The sequence below is a fragment of the Imperialibacter sp. genome (assembly GCF_040222385.1).
GTDB lineage: Bacteria > Bacteroidota > Bacteroidia > Cytophagales > Cyclobacteriaceae > Imperialibacter.
The window spans coordinates 1-24,258 of the sequence record NZ_JAVKDF010000014.1 but is presented as its reverse complement, the minus strand read 5'-3'; the positions used below and the strand labels follow the sequence as shown (position 1 = coordinate 24,258).

The following is a 24,258-nucleotide window of genomic DNA, read 5'->3' as shown; positions in this document are numbered from 1 at the left end:
TAATTTCATGGCTCAACTAAACCCAAAACAATGAAAAAACTAGTCTACTGCCTTTTAATTGCTGTATTAGCGGCCTGCAGTACTCCAAAGGAAGAGAAGAAAGATGTTTCAACTATGTCGGACGACGAGCTGAGGGCATACGCAGACACACTTGCTCATAAATATATACTGACTGATGGCCACGTTGATTTGCCCTATCGAATGAAGGTGGCGGGTTTTATCCTAAAAAAGGAAGTTATGGACGTGTCTGTTCGCACGCCGGAAGGCAACTTTGACTATGTGCGGGCAAAGGAAGGCGGCCTGGATGCGCCTATGATGTCGATTTACATTCCATCGAGCTACGGTGTAACACAGGAAGCCAAAGACCTGGCCGATTCGCTCATAGGTATGGTGGAGAAGCTGACTACTACCTATCCTGACAAATTTGCGTTGGCCAAGACGCCAGCGGCAATTGAAGAGAACTTTAAAGCTGGTTTGATCTCGCTGCCGATGGGAATGGAAAACGGAGCTCCCTTGATGGAGGACCTGGCCAACGTGGCGTACTTCGCTGAAAGAGGGATCAATTATATCACGCTTACCCACGGCAAAGACAACCAGATTTGCGACTCCAGCTACGATACCACTTACACCTGGAATGGTCTGAGCCCATTTGGTGAGGAGGTTGTGAATGAAATGAACAAGCAAGGTGTCATGGTGGATATTTCGCATGTGTCGGACAGCACGTTTTATGATGTGATGGCGCTGACTGACGTGCCTGCTATCGCATCTCACTCATCTTGCCGGTATTTCACACCAGGTTTTGAGCGCAATATGTCGGATGAAATGATCAAAATGCTGGGTGAGAATGGTGGCGTGATCCAAATCAACTTCGGGTCGAGCTTTCTTTCCGGTGAAGTGAGAGAACAAAGCGAAAAAGTAAGGGAGCACATGACCAACTGGTTGGCTGAAAATGGATTGAGCTACAGAGATTCTACTGCGCAGGCTTATATGAAACAATACGTGGCAGATTCTGCCATCAACCTGTTTGCCACTGTAGGCGTGGTGGCCGATCATATTGACCATGTGGTAGAAATAGCTGGTATTGACCACGTCGGTTTGGGCTCCGACTACGACGGCGTGGGTGACTCGCTGCCAACTGGCCTTAAAGACGTTTCTGAGTTTCCTAACCTGATTTACGAACTTTTGAAGCGGGGCTACACTGAAGAGGACATTGCCAAGATTTGTTACCAGAACGTGTTCAGGGTTTGGAACACAGTGCTTGATAAATCTAAAGAACTGAAGGGTGCCTGACCCTCACAAAAAATTACAGGATGACCTGGCAAGCAGCAATGATGGCCAGGTCATTTTTATTTTGGAGGTAAATAATTACGGAACTGTCTTCGGTGTCAAATTCTTTTGGCAGGTAAAGTGAAACTTCTCCAGCCGTCTGTGCTGCTACTGCATGAAACTCCACAACTACATTTTTGTGGGTCAGCGTTCGTCCTTTGTTCTCTCCCCTCGGCACATGGTTTTCTGCCTCCTTTTTCACCAGGGCGAAATTGATCAATGTCTGGTTAGGTGCTTTGTCCAGGGCATATTTCACCAGGAGCTCTTCGCCGTTGTCAACAACTGAAACTTTTAGCGAATAACTGGCCGGTTCGGACAAAGCAGTTTTGATGGCGCTATCCGCTTCCTTCCGGGAAGAACCCACAAATTCAACTTTTCCATTTACCACCATTTGGGGGGTGTAGGCATTGCCAGCCTTTAGTTTGTTGACATAGTTGCCTTGTCGAACGTTGTACTTGGAGCTGGCGTACGGGTCTTTCCAGCCAAGGTAGTCCCAGTAACTTACGTGAAAAGACAAACCGAAGACGGGCTCGCCCTTAGCGGAGGCTTCCTCGATAATTGAGTTAAGAAGCTGATCCGCAGCCGAACAACTCGAGCAGCCTTGCGAGGTGAACAGCTCAATGACGGCAAAACCTCCACTGCCGGAGGTGAACAATGGGGTGTCTTTTTCAACGAAAGGCTTCGAGCTTAGAAAAGCTGTAAGTCCCACTACTAGCACAACGCCTATAGCAATTGCCCACTTTTTCATGATGTAAAGGTACAGAGCAGAGGCCTCGCATGCTGTAAGGTGGCTGACAATCAGCAAAAGAAGTCTTATAACCTCTTCAATTAGGAATTTAATATGATAACCTCTACATTTCGGAAAAATATAAATCATGAAGAAAACACAGCTGGGGGAGTTTGAGGAAATTGTGCTGCTGACTATTGCTGTATTGCATAATGACGCTTATGGTGTGTCAATAAAAAACGAGCTGGAGAGCAGGCTGGGTTATGGCACCAGCGTAGGTGCGCTGCAAACAGCGCTAAAGAGGCTGGAAGAGAAAGGCTATCTCGACTCAGCATGGGGCGAAACCTCCAACGTGCGTGGAGGCAAGCGGAAGAAGTATTACAAAATTACGGCCTCTGCCCAAAGAGCTTTACAGGAGATCAAAGACATCCGTGCCCAGCTGTGGTCTGACATACCATCGATGGTTTTAAAATATATGTAGCCCATGAGATCCCCTCAATTTGTTCCACCTCGCCTGCCGATGCGATTTTTCAGGGCAATCTGTAAAGCAGATTTTCTAGAAGAGATTGAAGGGGACTTGTTGGAAATATACGAGCAAAAGGCACAGGAGAATTCTCCTTCGAAACTCAGGTGGCTCTTTATTTGGGAGATCACCCGACTCATCCGACCGAAACTTTTAAAGTCAGTTATTCCGTCATCAGTAAATCCATTTTTTATGTTTCAGGATCATTTCAAGGTAAGCTACCGCAATCTGCGTCGGCAAAAGGGCTACACGCTGATCAACCTTCTGGGCCTTTCACTCGGAATTGCCTCTGCCATTCTGCTATTCCTTGTTGTCAGCTACGAAAAATCGTTCGATGGTTTCCATCCCAACAGTGCCCGCATTTACAAAATCGGTGAGATGGAAAACGGCGGGGAGCCTGATTACCTCACCAAAACGCCCCTGGCCCCCAAACTCAAGGCCGACCTGCCCGAGGTGGTGGCCGCAACCCGGTTTGCAGGGTGGGACAGTCCGTGGCTCGAAGCTGAGCATGGGCGAATTCAGGAGACAATCAAGTTTGTGGACGAAGATTTTGCCGATATGTTTGGCTTCGCAGTGCTGGAGGGTGACCTGAAGCAAACGCTGGCGACCAAAGGCCAGATGGTCATTACAGAAAAAAAGGCCAGGGAGCTCTTCGGCGATGACAGGGCGGTGGGAAAACAGGTGAAAGAAGTACTTGGCGACAAAACATGGATAGTGGGCGCCGTATTGCAAGACATCCCAACTCATTCGACCATCCAGTTCAGCATCCTGTCGGGTTGGAGCAATATTCCCGACTACCTCGCCGACCCCGAGCTGGCCAACTGGTACAACACCTTTATGACCGCATATGTGATGTTGGACGAGTATGCGACTCCACAGCAGCTTGCCGATAAGCTTGATCAGATCGTTGCCGACAATTTTTTGCCAGCTGGCAATGCTGCCAGCATTCATTTGCTCCCACTAAAAAGCTCCAGGGCAGTGGAGGCCAACAACGATATGGTCATCAACCTGCTGGGCATAGTTGCAATCATCATTCTTGCCATTGCATCGGTGAACTACGTGAACCTGGCCTCTGCACAAGCGCTTGTGAGAATCAAGGAAGTAACGATACGGAAGGTGCTTGGCTCTTCCAAAAGGCAGCTTGTTTCTCAGTTTTTGGCAGAAGCTTTCATAGTGAACTTTCTGGCTACCCTGGCAGCCTGGTTGATGCTGTTTTTTGCCATTCCTTACATGGAAGAAATATTCTCTATTGCCTTTACCTATACGTCGGGCGGCTGGGCAGTCATGGTTGGCGCAACGCTCTTTTTTTCCATGCTTCTTGGTATGGCAAGTGGGCTTTTTCCAGCTCTGCTGATCACCTCCATCAAAGCGACAGATGGGCTCAAGGGAAAGAGTAGCAACAAAGGCACCAATCCTGTTTTCAGGAAATGGCTCCTGACATTTCAGTTCGCTGCTTCCATCTTAATGATCGTAGGCACGGTGGTGATTTGGAAGCAGATCACCTTTATGAAAAACCAGAACCTGAACTTCGACGATAGTCAGGTGTTGGTAGTGCCCCTGTCGGAGCAAGACTTTCCCGATATTGAAAAAGCCATGCAGCGTGTTAAAGTGATGCAAGAAGCGCTTGCGACCGAACCTGGTGTAGAAGTGGTGACAAGGGCTCAAAATGTCCCTGGGCGCTATTGGCAAAACTACAACCGATTCAGCGACAAAGCCGACCCCACGGTGGTGCACAGCTTGCGACAGTCGTATGTTGGTGCTGACTATTTCCCTGCCCTGGGCGTCAGCTTCGTCGAAGGCCGCAACTTCGATGCAACCCGTGCCGGTGACACCGCCGCAGTCATTATCAACAAAAAGGCTATGCAGGCATTTGGTTGGCAGAATATTGAGGACAAAACACTCTGCGAGGGTGGACAAAACGGATGCACACTCTACAAAGTGATTGGCGTAACGGAAGACTTCCACTATCAATCCCTGGCGGGTGAAGTTCAGCCTCTCATTCACTTTTTGGATAATGTGTATGGCAGCCTGATCGTGGTCCGGTTCCAGCCTGGCAAAACATCCTCAGTGCTGGCCCGGGTGGAAAAGGAGTGGAATGGGCTGGAGTCGCTGAGTAGTTTCGATTACTTTTTTCTCGATCAGGAGTTTGCCGGCATGTACAGAGAGCAGGAAAGGATCGGCATCTCAGCAGCCTTCTTTTCTATTCTCGCCATCGTCATTGCTTCGCTGGGCTTGTTCAGTGTGGCGTCGTTTCTTATTCGTCGCAAGCGCAAGGAGATAGGCATAAGGAAGGTGATGGGGGCATCTTTGTCCGAATTGTCTGTGTCGCTGATGAAAGGCTATTTGCTTTTGGTTTTGGTTGCCTTCACCATCGCTACCCCAGCTTCATATTACCTGATGAGCGAATTTTTGCAGGGCTTTGCCTATCACATAGCTTTGGATCCAACAATATTCGTGATTGCAGGCGGGCTCGTTTTGTTGTTTGCCATGATCAGCGTTGGGCTCATTGTTTTAAGGGCGGCGAAAGAGAATCCGGTGCTAGCGCTGAGGGATGAGTAAACTATGCTGAATTGAATGGTAGAAGGTGATCTCCTGGCGTGGCCGACTACTGATTGATGACATAGCCATAGAAGATGAGTATGGCGAGGATCGATAGCACGAGGCCGCCGATGCTTGCACCAAACACGGCCATGCCGTAACCACTCTGATTCTTTTTTCTTATGCGTTGAATAGCGATCAGCCCGGTGGTTAGGGCGGAGGCAGCTGCTGCTAAGAACAAAAAGGAGCCAAGAGCGGGGTACGAAAGAGGTAAAAGAAAGAGTGCAATAGTGGCCAATGCTGAGAAGAAACTGATTTGCGCCAAACTGCTGGTTTTTTGAATGGTGCTATTTCTGGGAGATAGTTGGGAGGTGTCCCTTTTGAGGATTTCCGGGTCGATCGGTACAATGGATGAATCAGAGGGACTTCCCGCAAGACCCAGATTTAAATTTTTGGCTTTGAACTCCGGAGAGTATAGCGCTTCTTTTTCTTGCTCTTTTTCGAAATACGTCAGCGTATCAAAAAAAGGATCTTCTTCCTCTGCACCTGGCACAAATTTATTTGAATGGATTTTTTCGGACTTTTTTGAAAAGGGCAAGTGAAATTGATACGGTTTATGGGCTTTACATTGGATCAAAATCACTAAGAAAAGCAAACCAGCTACTACTTGCCTCATTGAGCATATTTATTTTGCAGCCAAAATAATAAATAGTCCGTCACTTTTAACGCAGCACGCAACTCGATTTTTGAAATTTACCTCTTCCTATTGCCAGTGTGCTCAAATACTATAGTAATCAATTTGGGCGAGATTGATTAACGTATATCAAGGCCAAAATTGCCAGAGCAAATGCCAGCGCCCCAATACATATTCCAAAAATGGCTAAATGTTTACCCATCTCGTGATATTTTTTGATCTGGGGAAGGGCAATTATGCCAGTTGCTATGGCAATAACGGGAAGTGAGAGAGCCAATATGACGCCGATGGGTGATGAAAATGATAAAAACACGTATAAAAGTATGAGCCCAATAGCAGAAAAAAAGCTCACGTGTGCAAGCGCATTGGGTTTCGGGTCGCCCTCATCAGGTACAGTGGCGGAGTTGTTACTAGCATCATTTTTTGGTTGTTTTTTGTGTGGGGGCCTAACAGAGGGAGGTTTTTTAGAAGCGGTGCGAGCCTTTTTTTGGCTGCCTGGTCTTTCATCATGTGAGTAAAGATTGACACTATCTTGTCCGCTGTTAAAGTTTCCGGGTGTAGTGGCGTTGGGCATGAGAGAATCGACCGCTGCATTCTGGTAGCCTATATGGTTTGATGCGGAAGCGTAGAGTGATGCGTTAGTGCTTGTGGGTGGAGGTGAGAAAATGTAATAGCTTCTGGTCTTGCAGTGAGTGAACAAAAGCCCAAAAAGTAGAAATGGAATAATCTGCCTCATTTGGCAGGCAAAATACAGTCGAAAAGGAGAAATAGGTGCCTTGGGGTTACTTTATTTCTTTTTCATACTTCTTGGGCGCATACAAAAAACCAAAAGCTCTTGCTCCTTCTTTCGTATGCACTTCGTGGTGCACGTGGTGGGCATGCATGATCCGCTTCATGTATTTGCTTTTGGCTTTGTACTTGATCTTGATGCGTCGATGCACAATCACATCATGGAAAATAAAGTAAAACAGGCCGTACGCCAGAATACCAAAGCCCACGAACATCAGCCAGCGAATTTCGGGAAATTCGGATCCAAAGACTATACAAGCGATGGACGGGATACTGAAAACCAAAGCAAACAGGTCGTTGCGTTCCAGCGTGTGGTTGTGCAGCCTGTGGTGCGACCTATGCCACGTCCATAAAACCCCATGCATAATGTATTTATGAGTAAACCAGGCCACAGCTTCCATAAAGAAGAAAGTGCCTATGACAAGAAAGGTGTAAAACAACCAGATCATTCGAAGAAATTCTTAACAAAGATAATCAATAAGTCAGCAACTCATCTCTTACTGACTCCATTAGCCACATGGGCGTGGAGGTGGCTCCGCAAATGCCGACAGTATCGCCAAGCTTAAACCATTGTTTCTCCAACTCAGCAGCATTGCTGATAAAGTGCGTGTCGGGGTTGGTGTTTTTACATACCTGATAAAGCACCTTGCCGTTCGACGACTTTGTGCCTGAAACAAACACAATCTTGTCAAAGTGTCGGGCAAAGTCTCTCAGTTCCTTATCTCTGTTCGACACTTGTCGGCAAATGGTGTCATTGGGATTCACTCTTATGCCGGCTTCGGTAAGCAAGCGGGTGATTTCATAGAACTTATCCGTGCTTTTAGTGGTCTGACTATATAGTGTCAGCTCCCTTGGCAGCGACGGGATGTCTAATTCGGCGATGTCCTGAAAAACCACTGCCTGATTGTTAGTTTGGCCAAGTAGCCCGACTACTTCGGCGTGACCAGGCTTGCCGTAGATGTAGATCGTTTCCTTTTTATCGAAAGAGTTCTTGATTCTGTTTTGAAGCTTGAGTACCACGGGGCACGAAGCATCTATCAGCTCCAGGTTGTTGTCAACCGCCAAAGAATAGGTCGATGGCGGCTCGCCATGTGCCCTGATCAACACTTTGGCGTCCCTGATATCGCCTAACTCGTCGTGATTGATGATCTTCAGGCCTTTCTTTTCAAGCCGCTTCACTTCCTCGTCGTTGTGTACAATATCACCTAAGCAAAACAGCCTACCTTCTTCCTCCAGAATGTCTTCAGCCATTTCAATGGCATATACCACTCCAAAGCAAAAGCCAGAATGAGGGTCGATATTTACACGTAGGTTCAACATACTTTAATAAACCAGCAAACGTCAATTATGTTTGAGACCAAATCTCGATTTAAAGAATTCGTAATATGTGATATTCATGAGCAGCAGCAGTAGTGCATACACTGTGTCTTCCATAGGTATCGTCCAAATTCTTAACCCCAGATTTTCTGCGTTGTTGTACCAAACAATTGGCTCTTCAGTCACGCCACCCGTAAGGATACCGTTGACCAGAAGAAAAGGGATGAGATGGATGAGGTAGGCGATAAAGAAATGCCCTAGGTAGGCCGATTTTAACCATAAGCCATGTATAACCAGCAAGAGTCCGGCGAACAGAAAATTGTAGAAAGTGTAGTCTTTTCCATAGGATGCCAAAGCCAGAATGATTAGCAATGCCCCAAGTAAAGTCGCCAGCCAGTTGAGCTTTATGTTTACCTTATTTCCTTTGTCAAAATAAACAACACAGTCATAAATAAACACAGATGCGAATGGGACGGTGAAAAAGAAGAGCCACTCTTCAACGGGAAGCTGAAATAAATACAGCCCGGTGAGGTAGTCAGCGTTGAAGCCCCAAACGCCATCTTTTGTAAAGATGACATCCCAAACGATAAAGAAAGCGGCTGTGAGTAAGATGCCCGGAAACAGTGCCCTCCATCTGGAGGCATAGGCAATTCTCGGTTCGAATGACCTCAGTAAGGGAAACGAGACTGTGGCAATATGTAGCCAAAGATAGAGTGACATCAGAAGCCGTTTAAACTGTGCTTTAGGTAGGTTTGGAACAGCAAAATGATCTTCTTCGAATCAGGTATCCTGATCCTTTCAGTCATAATTCTTGCAACCGGTAGTCTTTTAATTTTGCTGAACAGTGTCAGGTAGTATACGTAGGCCAGGTACACACCAAGCCGGGCTCCCTTGTGCAGCCTTTTGATGCCTTCGTAGGCAGCGTCGAAGTCCTGCTGAATGTCTGATTCAATCTGCGCCTTGCTGATTTGTGAGAAATTATTGAAGTCTACACCTGGGAAATAGGTGCGCCCTCTGTCTTTAAAATCGCTTTTGATGTCTCTTAGAAAATTCACCTTTTGAAAGGCAGCACCCAGCCTTCGGGCGGGTGCTTTCAACGATTGGAATTCTTTGTCATCCCCTTCGCAAAACACTCTCAGGCACATGAGCCCAACTACCTCGGCCGAGCCGTAGATATATTCCTGGTAGCCGCTTTCATTGTACTCATTCTGGAGAATGTCCATTTCCATGCTGTGCAGAAAGGCGTCGATGAGTTCGTTCTCTATTTTGTATTGATTGACGACGGACTGAAACGAGTGAAGTATAGGGTTAAAGCTTAGCTTCTCGTCAATAGCATCGTAGGTGTCTTTTCTAAATCTTTCCAGCAGCACTTTTTTATTGTGGTCGTGAAACGTATCTACGATTTCGTCGGCATACCTGACAAACCCATAAATGGCAAACACAGGATCTCTAAATTTTTTGTGCAGCGTTTTAATCCCAAGAGTAAAGGACGTACTGTAGCGCTCTGTCACCAGCTGGCTGACTTTTAATGCGGTGCTGTCAAAAAGATCTATGTGGTTCATAGTGTTACTATTATCTGACAAAGTCTTTTTTTATTTCATTGGCTACCACCTGGCCCGAAATAAGAGTAGGAGGCACGCCTGGGCCGGGTACTGTTAATTGCCCGGTATAATATAAATTTTTTAGATGGCGATTTTTTAGGGATGGCTTCAAAATAGCCGTTTGCTTCAGCGTATTTGCCAGGCCGTAGGCATTTCCTCTGAAAGCGTGGTAATCCTTTATGAAATCGTTGTGAGCGTAGCTTTGTTTAAAAATCACATGGTTTTTCACTTCCTGCCCTATCAAAACCTCTAATCGATCTATGATGATGTTGTAATATTTTTCCCTCGTTGCTTCATCATCTTTCAGTCCTGGTGCTACTGGGATGAGCAGAATAAGGTTTTCACAGCCCTTAGGGGCGACCGTGTAGTCAGTTACCGAAGTAGCAGAGAGGTAAAACAAAGGCTTGCTGGGCCAGCCAGGCGTCTCATAAATCTCTTTCGCATGGGGCCCGAAGTCCTCATCGAAGAACAACATGTGGTGGGTGATATTTTCCAGTTTTTTGTTCAGTCCGATGTAGAACAAAAGGCTGGAAGGAGCCATGGTTCTTTTCTCCCAATATTTTGGGCTATAATTTCTGTGCTCATAGTCGAGCAGGTGCTGGTCTACATGGTGGTAATCGGCACCGGCCACCACCACATCAGCTTTGAAGGCACCTTTGGCGGTAAGCACACTTTCAGCTTTCCCATTTTTTGCCACTATTTTCTCTACTTCATGGTCAGTCAGGATCTTCACACCTTTCTCCTCTGCCAGGCTAACCATTGCCTCAATCACTTTATACATGCCACCCTCCGGGTACCACGTGCCCAGCGACATGTCGGCATAGTTCATCAGGCTGTACAACGCCGGTGTGTTTTCCGGTATGGCGCCAAGAAAGAGGACGGGGAACTCCATCAGTCGGATGAGTTTGTCATTGGTGAAGAATTTTCGAACGTGACTATGCATGCTTTGGAACACATCCATTTTCACCAGACCTTTTAAGAGCCGGGGATCAATAAACTCGAACAGTGAGCGGCTTGGTTTGTACACAAGGTCATTGATGCCAACTTCATACTTGTATTCTGCCTGGGAAAGAAAGGCCTGCAATTTTTTTCCCGCACCCTTTTCAAGTGATTCAAAAAGAGCCTCCAGTTCGCTCATTTTGGCAGGCACCTTCATGTGGTCGTCTTTATCAAACACGACGGTGTAAGACGGGTCGAGCCTTTTCAAATGATAGTAGTCGGAGGGCTTCTTACCGAAAAGTGCAAAATACCGATCAAAAACATCAGGCATCCAATACCAGGAGGGGCCCATGTCAAACATGAAGCCGTCTGCTTCAAGTTTCCTTGCTCTGCCTCCAATCGTTTTATTTTTTTCTAGTAAAGTGACATTATGGCCCTGATCAGCCAGGCAAGTGGCTGCTGATAACCCCGCAAAGCCTGAGCCGATAACGCAAATATCCAGTGCTGGCATAAATTAGAAGCTGTGAGCGTAATGAGTCAATTTAGCTTTTAATTCCTTGCGGGCAATGTGAATTCGGTTTTTAACGGTACCAATCGGTATTTGTAGCTTCTCGGCAATTTCGTGGTATTTGAATCCCCGGAAATACATCATGAACGGGCTTTTATATACATCATCCACGTTGTCGAGTGCTGCTTCGATGTCCTCCCTTGTAAAGCTGGAGTAGACGTCGTTTTGAACACTGCTTCCTGATGAGTTGATATAGTGCAGGTTGTCGGTGGTGTCGATAAAGGTGTTCCTTCTTACCATTCTTTGGTAGTTGGTAATAAAGGTGTTCTTCATGATTGTGTACAACCAAGCCTTAATATTGGTGCCAGTGGCAAATTTGTCACGGTTTTTGAATGCCTTCAGCATTGTTTCCTGAATGAGGTCATTCGCATCTTCCATGTCCCTGGTTAGCTTCAGTGCGAATGGTTTCAATGATCCTGACATTTCTTTAAGAGTGTAATTGAATTCTAAAGCCGTCATATCGGTCAGTTATTTTGTTTAATCAAAATTACAAACATTTAAACAAACTGCAATGTTTTGTTTAGTTTATTTTTTGTTTTGTTAAACAAAATGAAGTTAGCACTGGTCTACGACTCCTGGTACGGCAGAAGCAATGCAGACGGTTTCGTATCTGCGGATGCTTGTGGATACAGGTTTTATAAGAAAAGGGGGAAACTTAGGGCTTTGAGACTACTGCACTTCGGCGTTGTGCTCTTCAACAAAACTTGTGATCTGCTCTGACCGGGTAAAAATGATCACATTGTCGGGGGTTTGAATATCCTGCCCTATTACCTGATAACCGGAGAGAAGAATGGTCGATTCAGGAAAGAGACCTGAAAGCTTGTTGACATAGCCCTGCACCTGATCAATGCCAGGAACGGATGTGAGGATAGAAAGGATAAATTTCGGTTTGTGCAGGTTGTAGACAGAAACCAGATCCTGGAGAGGCAACGACTGGCCGAGGTAAATGCTCTTATTGTGCCTTGACCTAATCACGTAGTCGGCAAAAAGGAGGCTCAGCTCATGAAGCTCGCCCTCTGGGAGGTAAAGGAGGTACTTTTTTGCATTTGTATACTCTGATGAATACTGCCCATCGATCGCTACAATTAGCTTTTGACGGATCAGGTTAGAAATGAAATGCTCTTGCGCCGGGGTGATGCTTCCTGTTTGCCAAAGGACGCCGATTTTAGATAGAAATGGATAGACGATATTAAGCATCGTCTTTTCGAACCCGAGCTTTAAAATGTTAGACGACATGATCTTTTCGAACCTGTCTTCATCCATATCAATCATCGCCAAAGTGAGTGCATGAATTTGCTCTGGAAAACGCAGGTGTTTCTCAGTCAGCAATAGCACTTCCTCGGCTATTTCCTGAGAACTCATGTCGGCAATGTGAGAAATCTTGAATCCGTTGTCTTTCAACAACGAAACATTGAGGATAAGCTTCAAATCGAGATCGTCGTAGCTCCTTATATTAGTCTCGGAACGGCTGGGTTTGATAAAATTGTACCGTTGCTCCCAAATCCGGATAGTGTGGGCTTTGATGCCAGATAAATGCTCGAGGTCTTTGATTGAATAGTTGCTCACTTACTTAAACGTTATCGCACTCTAATTTAAATGTGATCTTATAATCGGTTTATGATGAGACAAACTTAATGCTCAACTAAAATGTTTGAAAAACTTTGTTAGCCCAGGTAGCCAACGAGCGCAAAGAAAGATGCCTGAGACAAAATAACGTATTTGTCTAACTCATTTTTGTTTTCAAAATCAAAATTGTGGAGTACGATATGGAGAATAAAGGCAAGTGCTCCCCAGCTAATATAGTTCTGAATTGGAATGCCCGACCCTTGCCAGCTCCAGTAGTCCGACATGATAGCTACCGGCTCCAGCAATATATCCAATCCCACCATTAGCAATGCACCAGCCAGTGATGCGAGCCACTTGTTGTTGATGGAGCGTGTAAGAGAAGCTGTACATACTACCAGTATCAGCCAGTTGGTGCCGATAAGCAAAGGCACGCCGAAGAGCTTGGGCCCTAAAGTGGCTCCGTATTCGTAACTTCCGAATGGCCAGCCGGTTTGTACGCCAACTACCTCACTAAAAAAGGCGATCAGAAAACACAGAAATGCATAGGCGTAGAAGGAAGGGGTTTTGTTTTGCTGAAAAATGATCACAAGCGCTGCCACTATCAAAAGGTTGAGAGGTGTCAGTTGCCTCATCAAAGGTGCCCACTCTGGTAACAGCATGCCAATAGTGCCAACCAAATGAAGTACCACAATTACCAGTGCCGCCTTGTTTTTACTGCTCATTATTCAAAGTTAGAAAGGTAAACTTGCCGCTGCTTGTTTGGTTTGAAAATAGTGCAGAATTTGCCAACTTGTTTAACAGTCTACCCCAGCCAAAGGGCTGAATTTATGGTATTATACAACGTAACGGTTAATATAGAATCAGTAGTTGAAGACGAATGGCTGCATTGGATAAAGTCAAATCACATTCCAAAAGTAATGGCTACAGGTAAGTTTGTGGAGAGCAAAATATTCAAGCTATTGCACGACGAAGGGGATGGGAGTGCCACATACAGCGTGCAGTTTTTTGCAGCCTCTGTAAAGCAGGTAAACGAATATCTTGAAACTTACGCACCAGCGCTGGTACAAGCTCATATGGAAAGGTATAAAAACAAACACGTAGCTTTTCGAACGCTTATGGAGGAGGTGTAGTAATTGCTGTTCTGCCCATGCACCATCCCATTGCTAATCATAGGAAGTAGTGCTAGATTTATTGGGTAAATCCACTCAATGCCACTTCCGTTATGATCAAACAGTTCAACATGAAGGCCCTTTATGGGGCATACCTATTTTTTCTTTTCCTTGCTGCCTGCGAAAAGCCTGTAGAGGAAAAAATCATTGACCTTCCACGAGGCGTTCCGGAAGCGGAGGGTGTACCCTCCTCCAGCATTCAGGCCTTTCTTGAATCGGCCGATACCAGCAAGCACGAATTCCACAGTTTCATGTTTCTCCGCCATGGGAAAGTGATCGCAGAGAGCTGGTGGAGCCCTTATGGGCCAGAGCTGCCGCACACCATGTACTCTACAAGCAAAAGCTTTACCTCAACGGCCATTGGTTTTGCGGTCACGGAAAAGCTGTTGACTGTCAATGACTCGGTTATTTCGTTTTTCCCAGAATATGTTACAGATAGCGTGAGCGACTTCATGGCAGCCCTCACTGTCAAAGACCTGCTTACCATGTCTGTAGGGCAGGATCCAGACCCGTCGGCCACCATACCTGGCGACAGCCTCTGGGTAAAGTCATTCCTTTACACGCCCATCATCAACAAGCCGGGAACAAAATTTCTCTACAATTCGATGGCTACTTATATGCTGTCGGCTATTGTCACTAAAGTAACAGGGCAAAAAGTCATCGACTATTTGAAACCAAGGCTGTTCGATCCTTTGCATATACAAGGAATCGACTGGGAGACTGATCTGGTGGGGAACAACACCGGAGGCTGGGGGCTCAGGCTGAAGACGGAGGACATGGCTAAATTTGGGCAGCTTTTGCTCCAAAAAGGTAAGTGGAACGGCGAGCAAATTCTTTCGGAAGAGTGGATAGCAGAAGCAACCTCTTTCAAAATACAGCAGTCGCCTGAGTTACCAGCAGAGACAAGAGCAAAAAGTGATTGGTTGCAGGGATATTGCTACCAGTTTTGGCGGTGCCGGAACAATGCGTTTCGGGGCGACGGTGCTTTTGGTCAATACATCATCGTGATGCCAGATCAGGACGCAGTCATTGCTATTACCTCGGAGACGTCTGATATGCAGGGAATCTTAAACATGGTTTGGGATCAGTTGCTGCCAGCGATGTCCGACGATGAGCTGCCCGTTGATGCGGCGGCCGTTGCATCGCTTGAAAGAAAGGTTGCCTCACTAGCGCTGTCGATTCCTGCTGCCAGCCTTGCTTCCACTTTGGAGGGAGCTATTTCCGAAAAAGTTTTTGAGCTGGACTCAAACGGAAGGAACATTGAAAGTATTCAATTCCAGTTTGGAGCGACAGGTAGTAACGTGGTGATGAAATACAAGGACACCACCTACGCTATACCGATTGGATGGGGGGAGTGGAAATTTTCACAGACACAAAGACCAGGCCCATATTTGGTAGCGAGAGCGAAAAATGCATTGAAAGGATTGCCACCATTCAAAGTAGCAGCAGCCTATTCCTGGACTGAGGAGAACGTGCTGGAACTAACACTGCGGTACATTGAGAGTCCACACACCGAGACGATTATTTGCACCTTTGAAGGAGAAGATGTCATGCTTGATTTCAAATGGAGCTTTGCGCCAACTATGAAGGCACCGGTGATAGAAGGAGAACTGGTGGAGGCACAGTAAGCTGGTTAAAAGTCCAGGTGGCAATTGAGCCATCCGTTGTCAAACCTTGTGCCGTATTTCTTGTAGAAATTGATGGCAGGTTCATTCCAATCAAGAACCTGCCACATCATACCTGTGCAGTTTGTATCTTTTCCTTTTTGAATGGTGGCGTCAAATAGCTGTTTGCCAATTCCGCTTCCCCTTTCCGATTGGGTGACCACTATGTCTTCAAGGTAAATCCTCTTGCCTTTCCAGGTTGAGTAACGGTAATAGTACAAGGCAATGCCTACGATCGTTGCGCCTTTCTCCGCCACAAAAAAGCCGAAGACCGGATGCTCGCCAAAACCATCGGCTGCCATTTGTTCAATGCTGTTATCGACTTGATCTAATGCCTTTTCGTATTCTGCCAGCTCCTTCACCAGCTCCAGTGCTTGGGCCAGGTCTTCAATTTGACCTTCACGTATTTTTATTTCCATGCCTGATAAAAAGGGTAGGTATTACCTCAAATGTATAGACATCCCAGCCTGAATGAAATAAAAATTAGTATTACTAAACCAGCGTTGAAACGTGAAGCCTCCAAAACCTCCAAAATTGAATGGGCCGGTAGTGGCCAATAGCTTTTCCTGTTTTATACTGAACTCCCTCCGGGGTGTAGCTCCGTTTTCCGGATCATGCGACACCCGATATTCCAGCAAAGTGTTCAGGCTTCTCTCTTGAAAGTGAATTCCCGAATTGATGGTAAATTCGGGGTAGGCCTGATTAAACTCGGTATCAACGGAGATGCCAACCCCGGCCCGCAATGAAAAATGAGCACTGGTAGCAAAATTGACCTGCAAGATTTGCCAGTCGACTGTTTGGAAGTTGCCAGTTCGATCCCAAATTCGGTTAATACGTGCGTTGGTAGCAAAAAGACCCCACTTGCCCGTGATTTCCGGTGCAATGAATTTAGTGTGATGAGGAAAGTGGTAACCGATGGGCATACTTGCATCCAGCGAAACAATCCATGGCTGGTCGAATCGGCGGTCGAGCATCTTATGATGGGCAAGCCCAATGCCACGGAAACTTATTCTGAATGCGTCGATGAATAGCCTTCCCATAAATGCGCTGCTTTCTCCAGAATGCCTGTCGCCATTGTTGTTGGACTTCGTGCTCTCCTTGTTTGCCCGGGCGTCTTTTCTTACCTCGCCTACCTGCCCCTCGGCGGTGCCGAAAGCCAACATTAGCCCCAGTAGCGGGCACAGTATTTTGGCTCGTTTCATAAAATTGTCCTTAGTTGAAAAAATGAACCTGCCGAAGTGTAAACAAAAAAGGGGCCAAAATGCCCCTTTCAGTTGATACATCAAGCCAACTGCTATTTACATTGCCTTTTTGGCCACTTCTGGCACAATACCCATGTTGTACCAGGTAAATGAATATATATCAGCTGCCTCTTCAATTATTTTGGAGGTAGGCTTTCCGGCGCCATGACCTGCTCTGGTTTCAATTCGAATCAACACCGGATTGTCGCCAGCCTGCTTGGCTTGTAGCTGAGCGGCAAACTTAAATGAATGAGCAGGCACCACCCTGTCGTCATGGTCGGCGGTGGTAACTAAAGTCGCAGGGTATTTCACACCTGCTTTCACATTATGAACAGGAGAATAACCCAGAATATACTTGAACATCTCTTCTGAGTCCTCTGAAGTGCCGTAGTCGTAAGCCCAGCCAGCACCCGCCGTGAAAGTGTGATAGCGAAGTATGTCCATTACGCCTACTGCGGGGAGTGCCACCTTAAATAGCTCAGGCCGTTGTGTCATGGTAGCACCCACCAGAAGCCCGCCGTTAGAGCCACCGGCAATAGCCAGGTAGTCGCTGCTGGTATAACCTTCTTTGATCAGGTATTCTGCTGCACCTATGAAATCGTCAAACACATTTTGCTTCCTCATTTTTGTGCCAGCCAGGTGCCATTCTTCGCCGTACTCTCCACCACCACGGATGCTGGGTTGCGCATAGATGCCGCCGTTTTCCAACCATACAATCCTGGAAACACTGAAGCCAGGTGTCATGCTGATATTAAACCCGCCATAGCTGTAAAGGTAGGTGGGGTTCTTTCCATTTTTTTCAACCCCTTTCTTATAGGTGATAAACATGGGGATTTTGGTGCCGTCCTTGCTGCTATAGAAAACCTGCTCGGTAGTGTAGTCTTCAGGGTTGAAGTCGACCTTCGGTTGCTGATACAGGCTGGATTTCCCTGAGGCAATATTATAAGAGAAGATAGAGCTAGGATAGGTGAATGAGGTAAACGTGTAATAGATATCGGTGTCACTTTCTTCGCCTCCAAAGCCATAAATGCTTCCAATGCCAGGCAGCTCCACGTCTCTTTCCAGCTCACCCTTTCGGTTGTATTGTTTGATTTCAGACTTGGCATCTACCAGGTACTCTGCAAAAATCTTCTTCCCGGCAGTGCTGGCGCTGAGCACGTTTTTGGTTTCAGGAATCACATCTGCCCATGTGGCTGGTGTCGGATCAGCAAACGAGGTCTTCACAATCCTGTTGTTGGGTGCGTCCAGATTAGTGAAGATAAATAGGATCTCCCCGTCGTTGTCGATTACATAATGGTCTTTGTCTACGTTGTCAACAATTGGCTTTATTGGGCTGTTTGGAACTGTTAAATCCTGAATGTAAAGTTCATTGCCGGTTGTGCTAACAGAAGCAGAGATAACCAGGAAGCGCTCATCTTCCGTCAGGTTGGCTCCTACGTAGCGTCTGGGAAATTCGGCCCCACCCAGGATCAGCTTGTCGCTTGCCTGAGGTTCGCCGAGCTTGTGGAAGTACAGTTTGTGGTGTTGGGTCTTACCCGATAGCACGCTCCCATCTTTAGGTTTGTCGTAGCTGCTGTAATAGACACCTTCGTTGCCTTTCCATGAAAAGCCTGTGAACTTTAAGTCTCTCAAAGTGTCTCCAACAAGCTCTTTCGTGCTGGTATTAAAAAGCACACCCTTTCTCCAATCTGAGCCGCCGTCAGACAGCAACATGCCGGCAAGCGAGCCGTCTTTAGAAAAGCTCAAGCCTGCAAGAGAGACAGTTCCGTCGGCAGAGAACGTATTAGGGTTCAAAAACTCTTCCGGTTCATCACCAAGATTTTTCACCCGGTAAAGGACGTTCTGATTTTGAAGCCCGTCATTCTTATAAAAGTAGTAGTAATCTCCACGCTTGAACGGGGCGTACACTTTTTCATAGTCCCAAAGCTTCGTAAGCCTTTCTTTCACTGCGTCTTTGAAGTCGATATTGTTCAGGTAGCCAAAGGTTACTTTGTTTTCTGCTTCTACCCATTGCGCAGTTGCGGCCGAGGTGTCATTTTCGAGCCACCGGTAGGGGTCTTCCACCTTAGTGCCGAAGTATTCATCGACATGGGCCACGGTGTCCGTTTTCGGATAGGCAACAGGCTCTTCTTTTGGTGGCTGAGAGCAATAGCTGACAAAGCCGGCTAAGACGATAAGAATGAATAATTTTCTCATGGTTGAATGGGTTAAAGGGATAAAAAAAGCCTGAAAGATTGGTTTCAGGCTTATGCGTTAAATTATTTCTTGATCATATTGAATCCTGTGTACGGAACCAGCACCTTCGGAATCTTGATGCCATCAGGCGTTTGGTTGTTTTCCAACATAGCTGCCAGTATCCTTGGCAGGGCCAGTGCACTTCCGTTGAGGGTGTGAAGCAGTTCAGTCTTTTTGCCCACCTTACGTCTCAGCTTGAGCCTGTTAGCCTGGTAAGTCTCAAAGTTAGATACAGAGCTTACCTCCAACCATTTTTTCTGCGCTGCAGAGTATACTTCGAAGTCGAAGGTAAGTGCAGACGTGAAGCCCATATCGCCTCCACACAGCTTCAGAATGCGGTAAGGGAGCTCAAGATTTTTGATAAGCCGCTCAACATGGTTCTTCATTCCTTCCAGTGCTTTGTACGACTCCTCAGGCGTGGTCACCTGTACTATCTCCACCTTATCAAACTGGTGGAGCCTGTTAAGCCCACGCACATGCGCTCCCCAGCTTCCAGCTTCTCTCCTGAAGCAGGGCGTATAAGCCACATTCTTTACAGGTAGCTCGTCATCAGCCAGAATTACATCCCGGTAAAGGTTGGTAATGGGCACTTCTGCTGTAGGGATAAGATACAAGTCGTCGGCGGTGGCATGATACATTTGCCCCTCTTTGTCAGGCAACTGGCCCGTTCCGTAGCCCGATTCTTTATTAACCACGATTGGTGGTCTCATTTCGAGGTAGCCTGCATCCAATGCCTGATCAAGAAAGTAGTTGATCATTGCCCGCACAATTCTGGCCCCTTGTTTCTTGTAAACAGGGAAGCCAGCTCCGGTTATTTTTATGCCAAGGTCAAAATCGATGATGTCATACTCCTTAATGATGTCCCAATGTGGCTTGGCGCTTTCTGGAAGCTTTGGTAAAGTGCCTACCTGAAACACTACTTCATTATCTTCGGCTGTTCGTCCTTCCGGCACGCTTTCATGCGGCACGTTGGGAAGCTCATAGAGTTTATTTGTAAGCAGCTCTTCAGTAGATTCCAGCTCACCAGCTAATTTCTTAGAAGTTTCCTTGAGATCTGATGTCTGTGATTTGATCTTCTCAGCTTCCTCTTTTTGGCCGCTTTGCATTAACTGCCCAATTTGTTTGGCTAGTTGGTTCGCTTCTGCCAGAGCCACATCCATCTCTGTTTTCAGAGATTTCCGCTTGTCGTCCAGGGCCAGCACCTCGTCAATTTTTTCCTCTACCTCTTTCAGACCTCTTTTTCGGAGCCCGATTAGAACCTTTTCTTTATTAGCACGTATTTCAGAAACTTGTAACATTATGCCTAATTAGTTAAGTTTGCAAAAGTAAGAGATTTACAAAGAAATATTCAGGCTGGGTTCCGCTTAAATTCTCTTGTGTCTCCAGCGGTCTTTTTTCAGCAATTGCTTGTTATTAATGAATGCTTAGCATATAATTGCGGCGTCATTTTCCGACAAACCTCAGGCCGTTTCTCATTATCAATTTTGTTTTAACGGAATAGAATCTCGACCTTTTTTTTGTAACCACTTCATTTAGAATATTACTATCTCAATTCATAGTTTATGTACAGCATTGACGACCTTAATGTCCGTCTTCTTTCAGAATTAAAAGACATCGCAGAAAAACTTGGAGTTCCCAACTACAAAAAAGCTGCAAAACAAGAATTAGTCTACAAAATCCTCGATCACCAGGCCGTCATGCCAGAAGAGGAAGTATCTAAAATAAAGAAATCAGATAAGGCTGCGACTCCTGTAGCCGCAGCTCCGGCCCCGGAGGACAAACCCAAGCCCGCCCGTCCGCCAAGGGAGGACGATAGAAGACCTAACAACAAACCGAAGATTCGCAGGGAGAATGTGGTAGCAAAGGACGCAGCAAAGCCTGCTGAAGGCAAATCGGACGACCGTCCGAAGAAGAGAGAGGTAAGCAGTGCCGATGAGCTCCTTCAGTCTTTCAATCTGGAAACTGATGACGATGACAACAGCAGTGACTCCTCAGCAAAAGAAGTGGTAGAAGAAGGTAAGAAGGTTGAAAAAGAAATATCTAACGACTCGAGAGGAGAGCTTAGAGAAGACACGAGAAATCGTGAGGATAGAGGAGACCAACCTGGCAGAGAAGACAAGGGTGATCAAAAAGAACAACGTGCTCCATTCAAGCCAAAAAGGAATTATAACACCAATATCAAAGAGTTCGACGGCATTATAGTCAACGAAGGCGTGCTGGAAATCATGCAGGATGGCTATGGCTTCCTTCGCTCTCCTGACTATAACTACCTGGCTAGTCCTGACGATATTTATGTTTCACCTTCGCAGATTAAGCTGTTTGGCTTAAAAACTGGGGATTCTGTAAAGGGTCAAATCAGGCCTCCAAAAGAAGGAGAAAAGTATTTCGCCTTGCTAAGAGTTGAAACCGTTAACGGTAAAACAACTGAGGAAATACGTGACAGGGTTTCTTTTGAATACCTGACGCCGCTATTCCCTGAAGAAAAAATTAGACTTAGCTCGCCTAAGAGACCCGATCACTACTCAGCCAGAATTCTCGACTTGTTTGCTCCAATTGGAAAAGGACAGCGTGGAATGATTGTGGCACAGCCAAAAACTGGTAAAACGGTGCTTCTAAAGCAAATTGCCAACGCCATTACAGAGAACCATCCTGAGATTTACCTGATCATTCTTCTCATTGACGAACGTCCTGAAGAAGTAACCGATATGGCTCGCAGCGTGCATGCTGAGGTTATTTCATCAACTTTCGATGAGCAGGCCGACCGTCACGTGAAAGTGGCGAGCATAGTGCTTGAGAAAGCCAAGAGAATGGTGGAATGTGGACACGACGTTGTTATTCTTCTTGACTCGATCACTCGTTTGGCCAGGGCTTACAACACAGTAGTTCCTTCGTCAGGCAAAATACTTTCCGGTGGTGTTGATGCTAATGCGCTGCACAAGCCTAAGAGATTCTTTGGTGCTGCCAGAAATGTGGAGCATGGAGGTTCGTTGACCATTATTGCCACCGCATTGATTGAAACAGGCTCGAAAATGGACGAGGTTATCTTCGAAGAATTCAAAGGTACTGGTAACATGGAATTGCAACTGGATCGCAAGCTGTCCAACAAGCGTGTGTACCCTGCTATTGATGTACCAGCATCCGGAACTCGTCGTGAAGACCTGCTCATGGAAAAAGACGAGCTATCAAAGGTTTGGATACTCAGAAAATACATGTCCGACATGACTTCTCAGGAGGCTATGGAGTTCCTTCTCGATAAGATGAAGGGAACGCAGAACAATGCCGAGTTCCTGATCTCCATGAACGGATAAGAAATAAACACTTGTAAACTGAAAGAGCGGCCTAAAACCGCTCTTTTTTTGTGCCCTGCTAAATCTAAATCTGACCGACTACCTTGCTTCAACCCACTCTTTTAGGTATTGGTAGCGGCTTGTTAGTTTTCCGTCATCGGTTATTGTGGCGTCTTGAATTATTCTGAACTCATCATTTGTGAACAGGTGAGGCAGTACATTACTGACCAGCATATTCCCAAAATCATTCGACGCATCTCTCGGCAACTCGCATGGCAAATTATCGACTGCCATCATCGATATGTTACCCTCCTCGCTGAATGCGGGCATTATCTCGTCTTGCGTAGGGTCATAGTCGTAAACCGGGTCATCTATTGTCGACGGCTTTTTTGTTGACGGGATCGATCCTTCAATGTCGCAGGTAACGTCGGCGATCACATGCAGACAAAAGTCGTTTTTTGTGGCATCCGCCCGTTCAAAGAGTGTGGGTGCCTTTGGCTCCCAGAAGGCTGCTGCAATTAGAATCTCAGCCACTTTGGCATATCTAAGAAAGTCAGAATGAAAGTTTTCAGCATGGGAATAGAATTCACCACGGTTGAATTCTTTGCCTTCATTGTGCGTGTTGTAGTCTCTTGAATTAAGCTGAGCAAATACAGGAAAGTCGAAGGACTGTGTTAGCAGGGCAGCTGGTGTCACTTTTCTGATGTTCATACCCACCAGTACTTCCATTGCTCCTTTGGCTACCCGGCCGCCACCCGTCACTACCATTTTAATTGGGGGCAGTTTTACCTTAGAAAACTCGGTTTTCAAGTCTTCAAGGTCAAAGCATTCATGCGCCCGCCTTAAATGGTAAAGATTGTATCTTTTTCCGTAGGTCCAAATAGCGTTGTAGGCACCCACTATCCCTGCCCACCGACCAAAGGCGATCACCCGCTGACCGTTTTCGTCAGTAAGGGTCTCGTAGTCCACCATTTTGATTTTCTTTTCCAGCAGTGCTTTTAGCAATGGCTTGTTGTATTCCTGCTTTTTGATAGTGTGGGAAAAAAAGAAGTAGGTTTTGCCCGGGATGAGCTGTGCGACAGGGACTTCTTTTACCCCAAAAATAACGTCGCACATGTCCATGGAATCGACCATTTTGAGCCCTTTCTCCTCATAAGCAGCATCGGGAAAGCATCGAACATCGCTCCTTTGCACCAGCACTTCCACGCCTGGGAACTTGGTTTGTATTTCAACCGCCTGTTCGGGCGTAATGGGGACTCTTTTGTCGACAGGAACTTTTCCCTCCTTGATTATGCCTACCTTTATCTTCATCATTGAATTGGGAGTTGTATTCTTGCCCCAATATTACTAAGATGCAAAGACAAGCATAATCATATGGAAGGATTAATTTTGGTAAGCCTATTTTGGGTGCTTTACTTTTCCCTCCATAGCTTTCTGGCAGCGGATTTTGTAAAACACAGGTTTAACAGGCAATGGTTTCGCCTGTTTTACAACACTGTGGCCCTGCTGTTGCTGTTGGCCATCGTGCTTTATATGGCTACTGTCGACTCTCCATTTGTATTTGGCAAGACACCCGTTACTGACTTTTTCGCTTTTTCCCTGGCGGCATATGGTGTCATTATCATCAGACTTTCTTTTCGTCAATTTTCTCTTGGGGCCTTTCTCGGTCTGAAAAAGGAAGTGGAGGACGTTGAGTTTAAATCAGGAGGTATTCTTGAAAGGGTCAGGCACCCGATTTACTCAGGTACAATACTGCTCTGTTTGGGCTTTCTGCTTTACATCCCCAAAATGATCAATTTGGTAACTGTCGTGTGGGTTTTCGCCTACCTGCCAATTGGGATTTGGCTGGAGGAGAAGAAGTTGATAAAAAAATATGGCAGAGACTATGAAGAGTATCGTTCCAGAGTCCCTGCCGTGTTTCCTAAGTTATTCTAGGGCTCCCTTGAAAATTGATTAAATGAGGGCAAAAAGTGGAAATGGGAAGATCTATTTGAGCCTTCCTATTTCGATTTTGTAGTGTATCGTATCATCTTTGGCCTTGGAAGAGTACAATTGGGCTATAAATCTGAGATGA

23 protein-coding genes are annotated in these 24,258 nt (G+C 46.1%); 7 read left to right on the top strand and 16 right to left on the bottom strand.

Annotation, left to right across the window (positions count from 1 at the left end; genetic code table 11):
* Positions 1 to 30 precede the first annotated feature (30 nt).
* Positions 31 to 1,290 (top strand): dipeptidase, encoded by a 1,260-nt coding sequence (locus RIG68_RS02980; protein ID WP_350118434.1) that lies wholly within the window; start codon positions 31 to 33, stop codon positions 1,288 to 1,290.
* A 13-nt stretch (positions 1,291 to 1,303) separates the two neighbouring features.
* On the opposite strand, the gene RIG68_RS02975 is transcribed toward RIG68_RS02980, so the two are convergent.
* Positions 1,304 to 2,074 carry a DUF1223 domain-containing protein gene (locus RIG68_RS02975; protein ID WP_350118432.1) on the bottom strand — a complete coding sequence of 257 codons (771 nt, stop codon included), beginning with the start codon at positions 2,072 to 2,074 and terminating at the stop codon, positions 1,304 to 1,306.
* Positions 2,075 to 2,201: 127 nt separating this feature from the next.
* Here RIG68_RS02975 and RIG68_RS02970 point away from each other — a divergent pair, with 127 nt between their 5' ends.
* Both RIG68_RS02970 and RIG68_RS02965 read left to right on the top strand, forming a co-directional pair.
* Positions 2,202 to 2,534: a PadR family transcriptional regulator gene (locus RIG68_RS02970; protein WP_151996230.1), complete on the top strand. Its 333-nt coding sequence runs from the start codon at positions 2,202 to 2,204 to the stop codon at positions 2,532 to 2,534.
* Between the two features lie 3 nt (positions 2,535 to 2,537).
* Positions 2,538 to 5,135, top strand: a complete 2,598-nt coding sequence (locus RIG68_RS02965) for an ABC transporter permease (protein WP_350118431.1) — start codon at positions 2,538 to 2,540, stop codon at positions 5,133 to 5,135.
* A 46-nt stretch (positions 5,136 to 5,181) separates the two neighbouring features.
* Here the strand turns inward: RIG68_RS02965 and RIG68_RS02960 are convergent, their stop codons facing one another.
* From RIG68_RS02960 to RIG68_RS02915, 10 genes are all read right to left on the bottom strand, one after another.
* On the bottom strand, positions 5,182 to 5,712 hold the full coding sequence (locus tag RIG68_RS02960; protein WP_350118429.1) for a DUF4190 domain-containing protein: 531 nt from the start codon (positions 5,710 to 5,712) through the stop codon (positions 5,182 to 5,184).
* A gap of 196 nt (positions 5,713 to 5,908) precedes the next feature.
* Entirely contained in the window at positions 5,909 to 6,382 is a 474-nt protein-coding gene (locus RIG68_RS02955; protein WP_350118427.1) for a DUF4190 domain-containing protein, read from the bottom strand.
* A gap of 208 nt (positions 6,383 to 6,590) precedes the next feature.
* Entirely contained in the window at positions 6,591 to 7,046 is a 456-nt protein-coding gene (locus tag RIG68_RS02950) for a sterol desaturase family protein (protein WP_350118426.1), read from the bottom strand.
* Positions 7,047 to 7,071: 25 nt separating this feature from the next.
* Complete coding sequence (locus RIG68_RS02945) at positions 7,072 to 7,917, bottom strand: 4-hydroxy-3-methylbut-2-enyl diphosphate reductase (protein WP_350118424.1); 846 nt, start codon at positions 7,915 to 7,917, stop codon at positions 7,072 to 7,074.
* Between the two features lie 21 nt (positions 7,918 to 7,938).
* On the bottom strand, positions 7,939 to 8,634 hold the full coding sequence (locus tag RIG68_RS02940; protein ID WP_350118422.1) for a lycopene cyclase domain-containing protein: 696 nt from the start codon (positions 8,632 to 8,634) through the stop codon (positions 7,939 to 7,941).
* Positions 8,634 to 9,476, bottom strand: a complete 843-nt coding sequence (locus RIG68_RS02935; RefSeq protein WP_350118420.1) for a phytoene/squalene synthase family protein — start codon at positions 9,474 to 9,476, stop codon at positions 8,634 to 8,636. Before RIG68_RS02935 ends, RIG68_RS02940 begins: the two co-directional genes overlap by 1 nt.
* Before the next feature lie 10 nt (positions 9,477 to 9,486).
* Positions 9,487 to 10,965: a bifunctional phytoene desaturase/3,4-desaturase gene (crtID, locus tag RIG68_RS02930; protein ID WP_350118418.1), complete on the bottom strand. Its 1,479-nt coding sequence runs from the start codon at positions 10,963 to 10,965 to the stop codon at positions 9,487 to 9,489.
* 3 nt (positions 10,966 to 10,968) lie between these two features.
* Entirely contained in the window at positions 10,969 to 11,481 is a 513-nt protein-coding gene (locus RIG68_RS02925) for an RNA polymerase sigma factor (RefSeq protein ID WP_350073356.1), read from the bottom strand.
* A 210-nt stretch (positions 11,482 to 11,691) separates the two neighbouring features.
* Positions 11,692 to 12,588 (bottom strand): MerR family transcriptional regulator, encoded by an 897-nt coding sequence (locus RIG68_RS02920; RefSeq protein ID WP_350073358.1) that lies wholly within the window; start codon positions 12,586 to 12,588, stop codon positions 11,692 to 11,694.
* Between the two features lie 98 nt (positions 12,589 to 12,686).
* Positions 12,687 to 13,310 carry a carotenoid biosynthesis protein gene (locus RIG68_RS02915; protein ID WP_350118416.1) on the bottom strand — a complete coding sequence of 208 codons (624 nt, stop codon included), beginning with the start codon at positions 13,308 to 13,310 and terminating at the stop codon, positions 12,687 to 12,689.
* Between the two features lie 105 nt (positions 13,311 to 13,415).
* Between RIG68_RS02915 and RIG68_RS02910 the strand changes: the two genes are divergently transcribed.
* Both RIG68_RS02910 and RIG68_RS02905 read left to right on the top strand, forming a co-directional pair.
* A complete protein-coding gene (locus RIG68_RS02910; protein ID WP_350118414.1) occupies positions 13,416 to 13,718 on the top strand; it encodes a DUF4286 family protein in 303 nt (100 codons plus the stop codon).
* A gap of 110 nt (positions 13,719 to 13,828) precedes the next feature.
* Positions 13,829 to 15,385 (top strand): serine hydrolase domain-containing protein, encoded by a 1,557-nt coding sequence (locus tag RIG68_RS02905; RefSeq protein ID WP_350118412.1) that lies wholly within the window; start codon positions 13,829 to 13,831, stop codon positions 15,383 to 15,385.
* Positions 15,386 to 15,390: 5 nt separating this feature from the next.
* Here the strand turns inward: RIG68_RS02905 and RIG68_RS02900 are convergent, their stop codons facing one another.
* From RIG68_RS02900 to serS, 4 genes are all read right to left on the bottom strand, one after another.
* Complete coding sequence (locus RIG68_RS02900) at positions 15,391 to 15,840, bottom strand: GNAT family N-acetyltransferase (RefSeq protein WP_350118410.1); 450 nt, start codon at positions 15,838 to 15,840, stop codon at positions 15,391 to 15,393.
* 21 nt (positions 15,841 to 15,861) lie between these two features.
* Positions 15,862 to 16,623, bottom strand: a complete 762-nt coding sequence (locus tag RIG68_RS02895; protein ID WP_350118408.1) for a hypothetical protein — start codon at positions 16,621 to 16,623, stop codon at positions 15,862 to 15,864.
* A 96-nt stretch (positions 16,624 to 16,719) separates the two neighbouring features.
* On the bottom strand, positions 16,720 to 18,858 hold the full coding sequence (locus RIG68_RS02890; RefSeq protein ID WP_350118406.1) for a prolyl oligopeptidase family serine peptidase: 2,139 nt from the start codon (positions 18,856 to 18,858) through the stop codon (positions 16,720 to 16,722).
* A 62-nt stretch (positions 18,859 to 18,920) separates the two neighbouring features.
* A complete protein-coding gene (gene serS, locus RIG68_RS02885; RefSeq protein ID WP_350118404.1) occupies positions 18,921 to 20,195 on the bottom strand; it encodes a serine--tRNA ligase in 1,275 nt (424 codons plus the stop codon).
* A 264-nt stretch (positions 20,196 to 20,459) separates the two neighbouring features.
* On the opposite strand from serS, the gene rho reads away from it, so the two are divergent.
* The gene (rho, locus tag RIG68_RS02880) at positions 20,460 to 22,205 is read left to right on the top strand and encodes a transcription termination factor Rho (RefSeq protein WP_350118402.1); all 1,746 of its coding nucleotides are present in this window, start codon (positions 20,460 to 20,462) and stop codon (positions 22,203 to 22,205) included.
* 78 nt (positions 22,206 to 22,283) lie between these two features.
* Here the strand turns inward: rho and RIG68_RS02875 are convergent, their stop codons facing one another.
* Positions 22,284 to 23,498, bottom strand: a complete 1,215-nt coding sequence (locus RIG68_RS02875) for an NAD(P)-dependent oxidoreductase (protein WP_350118400.1) — start codon at positions 23,496 to 23,498, stop codon at positions 22,284 to 22,286.
* 60 nt (positions 23,499 to 23,558) lie between these two features.
* Between RIG68_RS02875 and RIG68_RS02870 the strand changes: the two genes are divergently transcribed.
* The gene (locus tag RIG68_RS02870) at positions 23,559 to 24,119 is read left to right on the top strand and encodes a methyltransferase family protein (protein ID WP_350118398.1); all 561 of its coding nucleotides are present in this window, start codon (positions 23,559 to 23,561) and stop codon (positions 24,117 to 24,119) included.
* The last annotated feature ends 139 nt before the right edge of the window (positions 24,120 to 24,258 follow it).

Coding starts and splice junctions, on each gene's coding strand:
- RIG68_RS02980 (WP_350118434.1), top strand. CDS start 31: ATGAAAAAACTAGTCTACTGCCTTTTAATTGCTGTATTAGCGGCCTGC.
- RIG68_RS02975 (WP_350118432.1), bottom strand. CDS start 2,074: ATGAAAAAGTGGGCAATTGCTATAGGCGTTGTGCTAGTAGTGGGACTT.
- RIG68_RS02970 (WP_151996230.1), top strand. CDS start 2,202: ATGAAGAAAACACAGCTGGGGGAGTTTGAGGAAATTGTGCTGCTGACT.
- RIG68_RS02965 (WP_350118431.1), top strand. CDS start 2,538: ATGAGATCCCCTCAATTTGTTCCACCTCGCCTGCCGATGCGATTTTTC.
- RIG68_RS02955 (WP_350118427.1), bottom strand. CDS start 6,382: ATGCCCAACGCCACTACACCCGGAAACTTTAACAGCGGACAAGATAGT.
- RIG68_RS02950 (WP_350118426.1), bottom strand. CDS start 7,046: ATGATCTGGTTGTTTTACACCTTTCTTGTCATAGGCACTTTCTTCTTT.
- RIG68_RS02945 (WP_350118424.1), bottom strand. CDS start 7,917: ATGTTGAACCTACGTGTAAATATCGACCCTCATTCTGGCTTTTGCTTT.
- RIG68_RS02940 (WP_350118422.1), bottom strand. CDS start 8,634: ATGTCACTCTATCTTTGGCTACATATTGCCACAGTCTCGTTTCCCTTA.
- RIG68_RS02935 (WP_350118420.1), bottom strand. CDS start 9,476: ATGAACCACATAGATCTTTTTGACAGCACCGCATTAAAAGTCAGCCAG.
- crtID (WP_350118418.1), bottom strand. CDS start 10,965: ATGCCAGCACTGGATATTTGCGTTATCGGCTCAGGCTTTGCGGGGTTA.
- RIG68_RS02925 (WP_350073356.1), bottom strand. CDS start 11,481: ATGACGGCTTTAGAATTCAATTACACTCTTAAAGAAATGTCAGGATCA.
- RIG68_RS02915 (WP_350118416.1), bottom strand. CDS start 13,310: ATGAGCAGTAAAAACAAGGCGGCACTGGTAATTGTGGTACTTCATTTG.
- RIG68_RS02910 (WP_350118414.1), top strand. CDS start 13,416: ATGGTATTATACAACGTAACGGTTAATATAGAATCAGTAGTTGAAGAC.
- RIG68_RS02905 (WP_350118412.1), top strand. CDS start 13,829: ATGAAGGCCCTTTATGGGGCATACCTATTTTTTCTTTTCCTTGCTGCC.
- RIG68_RS02900 (WP_350118410.1), bottom strand. CDS start 15,840: ATGGAAATAAAAATACGTGAAGGTCAAATTGAAGACCTGGCCCAAGCA.
- RIG68_RS02895 (WP_350118408.1), bottom strand. CDS start 16,623: ATGAAACGAGCCAAAATACTGTGCCCGCTACTGGGGCTAATGTTGGCT.
- RIG68_RS02890 (WP_350118406.1), bottom strand. CDS start 18,858: ATGAGAAAATTATTCATTCTTATCGTCTTAGCCGGCTTTGTCAGCTAT.
- serS (WP_350118404.1), bottom strand. CDS start 20,195: ATGTTACAAGTTTCTGAAATACGTGCTAATAAAGAAAAGGTTCTAATC.
- rho (WP_350118402.1), top strand. CDS start 20,460: ATGTACAGCATTGACGACCTTAATGTCCGTCTTCTTTCAGAATTAAAA.
- RIG68_RS02875 (WP_350118400.1), bottom strand. CDS start 23,498: ATGATGAAGATAAAGGTAGGCATAATCAAGGAGGGAAAAGTTCCTGTC.
- RIG68_RS02870 (WP_350118398.1), top strand. CDS start 23,559: ATGGAAGGATTAATTTTGGTAAGCCTATTTTGGGTGCTTTACTTTTCC.